Source organism: Hyalangium sp., assembly GCF_035629615.1.
Taxonomy (GTDB): Bacteria; Myxococcota; Myxococcia; order Myxococcales; family Myxococcaceae; genus Hyalangium.
This window is the reverse complement of record NZ_DASPHO010000230.1, coordinates 1-7,321: the sequence shown is the minus strand read 5'-3', so window position 1 is coordinate 7,321 and position 7,321 is coordinate 1. Positions and strand designations below refer to the sequence as shown.

Here is a 7,321-nt window from a genome sequence, read left to right as displayed (position 1 = left end):
TGCCCCTCGTAGCTGACCAGCACGTTGTCCGGAGAGATGTCCCGGTGGACGATGCTCAGGGACTTGCCGCTGTCATCCGTCCGGGTGTGGGCGTAGTGCAGGCCTCGGCACATCTCCAGGGCAATGAAGGTGGCCAGCGGGACGGGCAGCGCGGCGAGCTCGGACTGCCGCGCGCGCTTGAGGATGCGGTGGAGCGGCTGGCCGTCCACGTACTCCATGGCCAGGAAGTACTCGCCGTCCAGCTCTCCGAAGTCATGGACCTGGGCGATGTTGCCATGGGAGAGCGTGGCGGTGATGCGCGCCTCGCTGATGAACATGGAGATGAAGGCGTCGTCGGTGCCGTACTCGGGGAGGATGCGCTTGATGAGGACGGGCTTGGTGATGCCCGCGGCTGCCAGGAGCCGGGCCCGCCAGGTCTCGGCCATGCCACCATGGCCGAGCCGGGACACCAGCTCGTAGCGGCCGAAGCGATCTCCTGGTCGAAGCCCCATTCGGCGCCCATCCTACCCGTCACCGCACGCGACTTCCCAGCCGCTCGGTGCTCCGGGGCTCTCCTTCAGGGAGCCCGGGCCCTCATGAGGCGTTGGGTACGGAGATGTGGAGCTGGACGCGGCGGTTGGCGGAGCGCCCGTCCGGAGTGCTGTTCGAGGCCACCGGCTGCTCCTCCCCCATGCCCAGCACGAGGACCTGCCCGGGCTTGACGCCGCGCGAGCTGAGCACCCGCGCGACGGCCTCGGCGCGGCGCAGGGAGAGCTCCTCGTTGTAGGGCACCGTGCCTCGGCTGTCGGTGTGGCCCTCGATGCGGATCCGGTCCTCCGGGTACTTCACCAGGATGTCGCCGATGCGGGACACCCGGGCGATGGCGTCCTCGGTGAGCACGGCGCTGTCGGTCTCGAAGAGCAGCTCGCTGCGCAGGTTCAGCAACAGGCCCTCCTCGGTCCTCCGGGTGTCCGCGACCTGCTCCAGCTCGCGCGCCTGCTTGTCGAGGTAGTTGCCCACCGCCCCACCGGCCGCCGCCCCCACGCCCGCGCCGATGGCCGCACCCTCGAAGTCCTCTCCAATGATGGCTCCCGCGCCAGCGCCTACGATGGCCCCCGCCGCGGCGCCGGTGGCCGTCCGCTTGCCAGGAGTCGCACAGCCCGCTGCGCCCAGGAGCAGCGCCACGACGAGCACTCCACCCATCTTCTTTGCGTTCACGTGAAGCCTCCTTGTAGTCACCCCTTTCGAAGGGGACTCAGCGGCAGTCATTCACACGGGTCCCCTCCCGGCTCGGCCGCCTGCCCGTTGAGCTGGGGCCCATCCCCCGCGTGAGCCAGCCAGCGCTCTGCGTCGAGGGTTCGTCCGGTGGGCGACGTTGCGAGGCGATCGGGGGGAGGCCCGATTCGACTTTGGCACGGCTCCTGGAGTATAGGCCCGATCTTCGCTGAACCAGCGACCGGCGAGCGACCCAATGCTTGCCTGAAATGGAAAGAAGTCAGTCATGGCAAGCGGGACTGTGAAGTGGTTCAACGATGCAAAGGGCTTTGGCTTCATCACGCAGGACGACGGCGGTCCTGATGTGTTCTGTCACCACTCGGCGATCCAGAGCGATGGGTTCCGCAGCCTCGCCGAGGGCCAGAAGGTGGAGTTCGACGTGAAGAAGGGCCCCAAGGGCCTCCAGGCCGAGAACGTTCGCCCGGTCAGCTGAGTACACCGGTAGGCTCGAACCCCGCAGGTCGAAGGATGGACCCCATTCCACCGAAAATCAGTCCTGAGCTTCAGCGACGCATCAAGGAAGCGAAGGAGCATCTCACTGTCGCGGAGCGGGAGCTGGAAGCGGCCCTCAACGACCTCAAGGTCGAGGAGCGCGCAGACAAGAGGATGATCAGCCAGCGGCTCGAGATTGCATTCGACAAGCTTGCCGCGGGCAGGCGCAACCTGGATTCCATTCTGGTGGAAGACAGCTGAGGCTGATGCTCACCGCACCGGGAGGATGCGCGGCAGCATGAAGATCTGGGTCGACGCCGATGCGTGCCCGGGGCCGGTGCGGGACATCCTCCTGCGCGCCGCTCAGCGACTGCGGATCCCCACCGTCTTCGTGGCCAACAAGCGGCTCACGCTGCCCCGCTCGGAGCTCGTCTCCACGGTGCAGGTGGGCGCGGGGCTGGATGTGGCGGACAGCCACATCGCCTCCTCGGCGCAGGCGGGGGATCTGGCCGTCACGCAGGACATCCCGCTCGCGGCGCTGCTCATGCCCAAGGGGGTGGTGGTGCTCGACCCTCGTGGGGAGCTCTTCAGCGAGGAGAACATCGCCGAGCGGCTCTCCGTGCGGAACTTCATGCAGGAGCTGCGCGACAGCGGCGTGATGACGGGAGGCCCGGGCAGCTTCTCCGCGCCGGATCGCCAGCAGTTCGCCGCCACGCTGGACCGCGAGCTCACGCGGCTGCTCAAGGCCCGCTGACTTCCGTCCAGGGAGTTGCTGGTCGACGTTGCGAAGGGAAGCGGCTCGAGAATCGCGACAGAGGAGGGGGCTGGCGTGCAGTAGAATTCGGGAAGGAGACAGTGGCTCCCTTCACCTCGGCGAGGCACAGCATGCAGAGAGAGCACGGGCCCGCTGTACAGCCGGCGCTGCTTCCGGTGGGGACGGTGGTGGGACTCTGGCGTGTGGTGGACTGGGCAGGGTGCGGTGTCTACGGCGCTGTCTTCCGGGCCGTGCACACCGGGGAGGAGCAGGCCCGTCCCGTCGCGCTCAAGCTGGCGTTGCTCCCCGGAGATCCGCGTTTCCCGCGCGAGGTGAAGCTGCTCGCGCGCCTGGACCACCCCAGCATCCCGCGCTTGCTGGGCCATGGAGAATGGCAACATCCCTCAGGCACGCTGCATCCATACATTGCCATGGAATGGGTGGACGGCGTGCCGCTGTATGACTGGGCGCGGGAACAGAAACCCGCCTTGCCGGAGGTGCTGCGGCTTCTGGCCCAACTGGCCGGGGCCCTCCAGGCCGTGCACGCCGAGGGAGGAGTCCACCGAGACGTGAAGGGAGCCAACGTGTTGGTGCGGCGCGCCGACCACCACGCGTGGCTCCTCGACTTCGGCACGGGAACCTTCCAGGGTGCCTATACCCTCACGCCCCCCATGGGGTTCCCAGGAACTCCGGCGTACCGCTCCCCGGAGTCGTGGCTGTTCGAGCTTCAGTTCAGCAGAAGCTCCACGGCCCGCTATGCCGCCGGGCCCGCCGATGACCTCTACGCGCTGGGAGTGACTGCGTGCCGGCTCGTCACCGGCGAATACCCGGAGCTTGGCGAGCCCACGAAGGATGAGAACGGGCTCTGGCACCTGGAGAAGGTGATTCCTCCTGCCGCGCTTCAGCTCCTCGAGCGTGTGGAGCCGCAGCTTCGAGCGCTCATCCTGCGAATGCTCTCGGTGCGCCCCGAGGAGCGTGGGAGCGCGGCGGAGCTGGCCGAGGCGCTGGAGCTGGCTGCGCAGAGCCTGGCTGTGGAGAGCGCTCAAACGAGCTCAGCCGAGGAAGAGCAGGGTCCCCCGGCGATAGCTCATGAGAAAGTGGCCGCGGCCGAGACGGGTGCCCCCCGGCGGGAGGTGGCCGAAGTGTACGCGGCCGAGCCGCTGGAGGACTCCGCGAGGACTGAGGTGGAGGTGCAGGTTCTCGGGTCGCCTGCGCCCGCGGGTGGCTTGGCCAAGGCCATGAGGCTCCAAAAGCATGTATGGCTCGAGAGGCACAGGCTCGTGGCAGCGGCCGTGGTGCTGGGGGTGTTGGCGTGGTGGGTCATGCCTGAAACGTCCGAGGAAAGGCCCTCCGTCGCACGCAAGGAGGTGGCAGAGGCCGGCAAGGCGGACGCGGGTCCGGTGGGGCTGGGCGAGGTCGCGGCATCCCTGCCGACGGTGGCCTCTCCCGAGGCTCACGTCCCAGAGGGACTCACGGAGGACACTCTTCCCGAGCCGTTACCAGGGCAGACGCGTCCGAATGCCAAAGGCCGGTGTCCTCACAAGCGGCAGATCGCTCTCAATGGAGGCTGTTGGGTTGTGGAAGTAGAGCGTGAGAAGTGTGAGGCACTCAGCGGTCGAACATTCGAGAGCATGTGCTACGTGCCCGTCATCCCGCCCGGACATCCACCCACCTCGGGCGGTTCAAGTAAATAACCCCCGAGGTACGGGTGGCTGCTTGCCCAGATCCGTGCCCCGGCGCTGCGAGGGGAACTCGTCGCGGCGGTGACGACGCGGGTCCTCGATGATCCGTCGCTGCTCAATTTTCCCTGCACGCCAATACGCATCTGCATGCCAACGACAGGCAGGGACTGAAGCGGCTATGCCGCTACGGGGCGCGCGGCGCACTGGCGCTGGAGCGCTTGTCGCGAACGGAGGACGGTCGTGCTGCTGGGCTCGGCCTGTCGCGACGAGGCGTACGTCCCGGATGGCGACCGCTTCGACATGGACTGGCCGGATCCGCTCAGAGAGGGAGGGGCTGGGCCTATTTCAACTTCATCACCTGCTCGGTCCCCTCTGGGGTCAGAGTTAGAGCATGACGCTCCAGGACTCGGGTAGCTCCTTGGGGCCTCCCGCGCTCGTGCCCAGGGCCTTCACCCATGGCTCGCCCAGCATCTGCTCCAGCGTCGCGCGTGGCACTTCATTCCACTCGAGCCAGGCATACTCAGGCCAATCGAAGGGATCGTAGAACATCCAGCACGCGTGCTCTCGCGTCACCCGCTCCTTGAGCTCGTGCGAGACGAGCCGCTTGCCGGACTGAGCGGCCTCTGCCACGTAGACCTCGGCGACTTCGCCCTTCGCTCCGAATACGGCGAGGAAGCCGTCACCCCCGCGAAAATCCGCTGCCCAGGCGAAGAGCCCATGTTCGAAGGCGTAGCGGGCGGTCGAGCGTGGCATGGCGGGATTCTACAGGCACCGCTGCCCGGGAGCCTGAAGTTAGCCTGCCAGCCGAGAGTGTTCGCTGGACACCTGCGAGCCTGTGCCTATGCTCGCGGAATGGTCAAGCTGCAGTGGCTCCAGATCAACAAGTTCCGCTCGGTGAAGCCGGGGACGCGGCTGACCTTCAACCCGGGCTACAACGTGCTGCTCGGGCAGAACGGCACGGGGAAGACCACGCTGCTCAAGCTCGTGGCGGCGGTCGTCCGGTCAAACTTCGAAGAACTTCGGGATACCGATTTCGACCTCCAGTACGCGCTCTCCTCAGACACGAGCAGCGCCACGATCGCCGTCCGCCATCAACAGGAGCCTCGGGTCCATCCGAATGCACCTGAGCACCTACGGCCCCACGTGGAGCGCCCGTTCTCCATGGCGCTCGAAACCGGGCGGACAGCGCCCGTATTCTCCGCCAAGATGACCTTCGAATCCAAGACGGTGGGAACCGCGATCATTGAGATTCAGGGACCCACAGGAACCTTGCAGATCACGAGCGGGGACAAGTCGCACCCTCTGATCAACTTCGTCCTCTCGAGCAGCACCCACGAACTGTGGGTAATGATCTTCGAGGCTATGACGGCTGGGCCTGACTTCCGTGTTGTGCTCCGGGAGATGGTGCCACTCTTTGCCGAAAGCGATGCGGTTCGTTTCGACGAGTCGCTCGAGTACCTCACGCAGTTCCACAAGCTTGAGGCCCAGTTCGTCACCGTTGGGGGCGACGACTCCTATCTCCAGCCCACGGGCCCCATGCCCGAGAGCTTGAGGAACAGGCTTCTCGTGCTTGCACGACAGGAATGGGGCAAGGCCCTCTATAGCATTGGCCATGATCAGCTGCCCTTTCTGCAGGAGACCGTGAGGCTGCTGGACTTCGAGTCCGCCGAGGCCACCATCGAGTTGCAGTCCTCCGAGCAGGGAGTCGCTGACATCATGGAGCTGGGCAACCTCCGCTTCCTCTTCACGCATCGCGGAGGCTGGAGGATCTCCGAGAAGTACCTGAGCTATGGCCAGAAGCGCATGCTGGCATTCCTGTACTACCTCGCCACGGTCCCGTCCGTGGCCGTCGTCGATGAGCTCGTCAATGGGCTCCACCACCGTTGGATCCGCGCCTGCATCGAGGCCCTCGGACAGCGGCAGGTGTTCCTGACCAGCCAGAACCCACTGCTGCTGGACTGCCTCCCCTTCGACAGCTCGGAGCAGGTACGGTCCACCTTCATCCTCTGCCGCTGGGACGGAGAGGGCGCTCAGGCGCGGATGGCCTGGGAGAACATGTCCCAGGAGGCCGCCGAGGACTTCTTCGACTCCTACAAGGTGGGCTTCCAGCAGGTGGGAGAGCTCCTCCAGGCGAAAGGGCTGTGGTGAACGGGCGCTCGAAAGTCCTCTCGGTCATGGTGCTCACCGAGGATAGCGGCAGCGACGCCTACATGACTGTTCGGGCGCTCGCGAAAGAAATGCTCAAGCTGCTCGTGCCGGGCACTCAAACCGATCGTATCGGCTTCACTCCCCTGGAGGACGCCAGCGCACAGCGGGCCATGCACGGCAACACCTGGAAGAGCACGGCTTCCGCGGACGTGCACGTCATTCGGCTGTTGATCCGCACCATCGTCAACGAGATGCTCAAACCCAACGGCTTCGTCCTGTACCACATCGATGGAGACAGGAGCTGGGCTGAGCAGTCCTCCAGTGAGAATGTCCGTAAGTTCCGCGAGCGCATGCTGCCCCCCATCCAGGCGGCGCTGCGGCAGGAACTCACGAAGCGGCACGTCCCTGAGAACCTCCACGCAGAGCACATGAAGCGGCTGCGCCTGCTCGTGCCGTTCTACAGCATCGAGGCATGGCTCTACCAAAACACCCGTGAAGCCATTCGCCTGTGCGCGGAAGAGGGGTGCAAGCGGTGTCGGCCGAAGCTCGAGCAATGGATGCAGTCCCGAGCCAGCCTCGACGAGGTTCCTCAACCCAAGGAAGAGCTCTGTCTGCGGGATAAGTACAACGCGCAGCTGGCCTCGACGAGCTTTCCTGCCCGTGAGGTCGAAGCGGCCGGTGCTTCGTTTGCCCATGCAGTGGAAGGGTTGCTCGACTGCGACGAGCTCACGTCTGCACTGGAACGGACCTACTCGTCCAGTCCTCCGTGAAGGCTGGGGCCTTTGGCCACCGCGCGAGAGTGGCCGCGCCCGAACTCACGAATCGCGGCAGAGGAGGGGGCTGGCGTGCAGTAGAGTTCGGGCAAGAGGGAGTGGCTCCCTTCACCTCGGTGAGGCACAGCATGCAGAGAGAGCACGGGCCCGCTGTGCAGTCGGCGCTGCTTCCGGTGGGGACGGTGGTGGGGCTCTGGCGCGTGGTGGGCTGGGCAGGTGGCGGTGTCTACGGCGCTGTCTTCCGGGCCGTGCACATCGGGGAAGAGCCGCCCCATCCC

At 66.0% G+C, this 7,321-nt stretch carries 10 protein-coding genes; 7 read left to right on the top strand and 3 right to left on the bottom strand.

Annotation, left to right across the window (positions count from 1 at the left end):
* Positions 1-491: serine/threonine-protein kinase (locus VD972_RS11565; protein WP_324985303.1), on the bottom strand; the 491-nt coding region annotated here is incomplete at its 3' end.
* Between the two features lie 82 nt (positions 492-573).
* Positions 574-1,197 (bottom strand): OmpA family protein, encoded by a 624-nt coding sequence (locus tag VD972_RS11560; protein ID WP_324985300.1) that lies wholly within the window; start codon positions 1,195-1,197, stop codon positions 574-576.
* Positions 1,198-1,480: 283 nt separating this feature from the next.
* Between VD972_RS11560 and VD972_RS11555 the strand changes: the two genes are divergently transcribed.
* The 5 genes from VD972_RS11555 to VD972_RS45465 all read left to right on the top strand — a co-directional run bounded on the left by VD972_RS11555 (position 1,481) and on the right by VD972_RS45465 (position 4,517).
* Complete coding sequence (locus VD972_RS11555; RefSeq protein ID WP_324985297.1) at positions 1,481-1,687, top strand: cold-shock protein; 207 nt, start codon at positions 1,481-1,483, stop codon at positions 1,685-1,687.
* A 35-nt stretch (positions 1,688-1,722) separates the two neighbouring features.
* Positions 1,723-1,947 carry a hypothetical protein gene (locus VD972_RS11550; protein ID WP_324985294.1) on the top strand — a complete coding sequence of 75 codons (225 nt, stop codon included), beginning with the start codon at positions 1,723-1,725 and terminating at the stop codon, positions 1,945-1,947.
* Between the two features lie 37 nt (positions 1,948-1,984).
* The gene (locus tag VD972_RS11545; RefSeq protein WP_324985291.1) at positions 1,985-2,440 is read left to right on the top strand and encodes a YaiI/YqxD family protein; all 456 of its coding nucleotides are present in this window, start codon (positions 1,985-1,987) and stop codon (positions 2,438-2,440) included.
* A 131-nt stretch (positions 2,441-2,571) separates the two neighbouring features.
* Positions 2,572-4,134, top strand: a complete 1,563-nt coding sequence (locus VD972_RS11540; RefSeq protein WP_324985289.1) for a serine/threonine-protein kinase — start codon at positions 2,572-2,574, stop codon at positions 4,132-4,134.
* A gap of 113 nt (positions 4,135-4,247) precedes the next feature.
* On the top strand, positions 4,248-4,517 hold the full coding sequence (locus tag VD972_RS45465; protein ID WP_324985306.1) for a hypothetical protein: 270 nt from the start codon (positions 4,248-4,250) through the stop codon (positions 4,515-4,517).
* Here VD972_RS45465 and VD972_RS11530 read toward each other — a convergent pair.
* The gene (locus VD972_RS11530; RefSeq protein ID WP_324985287.1) at positions 4,507-4,875 is read right to left on the bottom strand and encodes a hypothetical protein; all 369 of its coding nucleotides are present in this window, start codon (positions 4,873-4,875) and stop codon (positions 4,507-4,509) included. The genes VD972_RS45465 and VD972_RS11530 overlap by 11 nt on opposite strands.
* A 99-nt stretch (positions 4,876-4,974) precedes the next feature.
* Here VD972_RS11530 and VD972_RS11525 point away from each other — a divergent pair, with 99 nt between their 5' ends.
* Together VD972_RS11525 and VD972_RS11520 are read left to right on the top strand one after the other, a co-directional pair.
* Positions 4,975-6,270 carry an AAA family ATPase gene (locus VD972_RS11525; protein ID WP_324985285.1) on the top strand — a complete coding sequence of 432 codons (1,296 nt, stop codon included), beginning with the start codon at positions 4,975-4,977 and terminating at the stop codon, positions 6,268-6,270.
* Positions 6,271-6,296: 26 nt separating this feature from the next.
* On the top strand, positions 6,297-7,040 hold the full coding sequence (locus tag VD972_RS11520) for a hypothetical protein (protein ID WP_324985282.1): 744 nt from the start codon (positions 6,297-6,299) through the stop codon (positions 7,038-7,040).
* Positions 7,041-7,321: the final 281 nt, after the last annotated feature.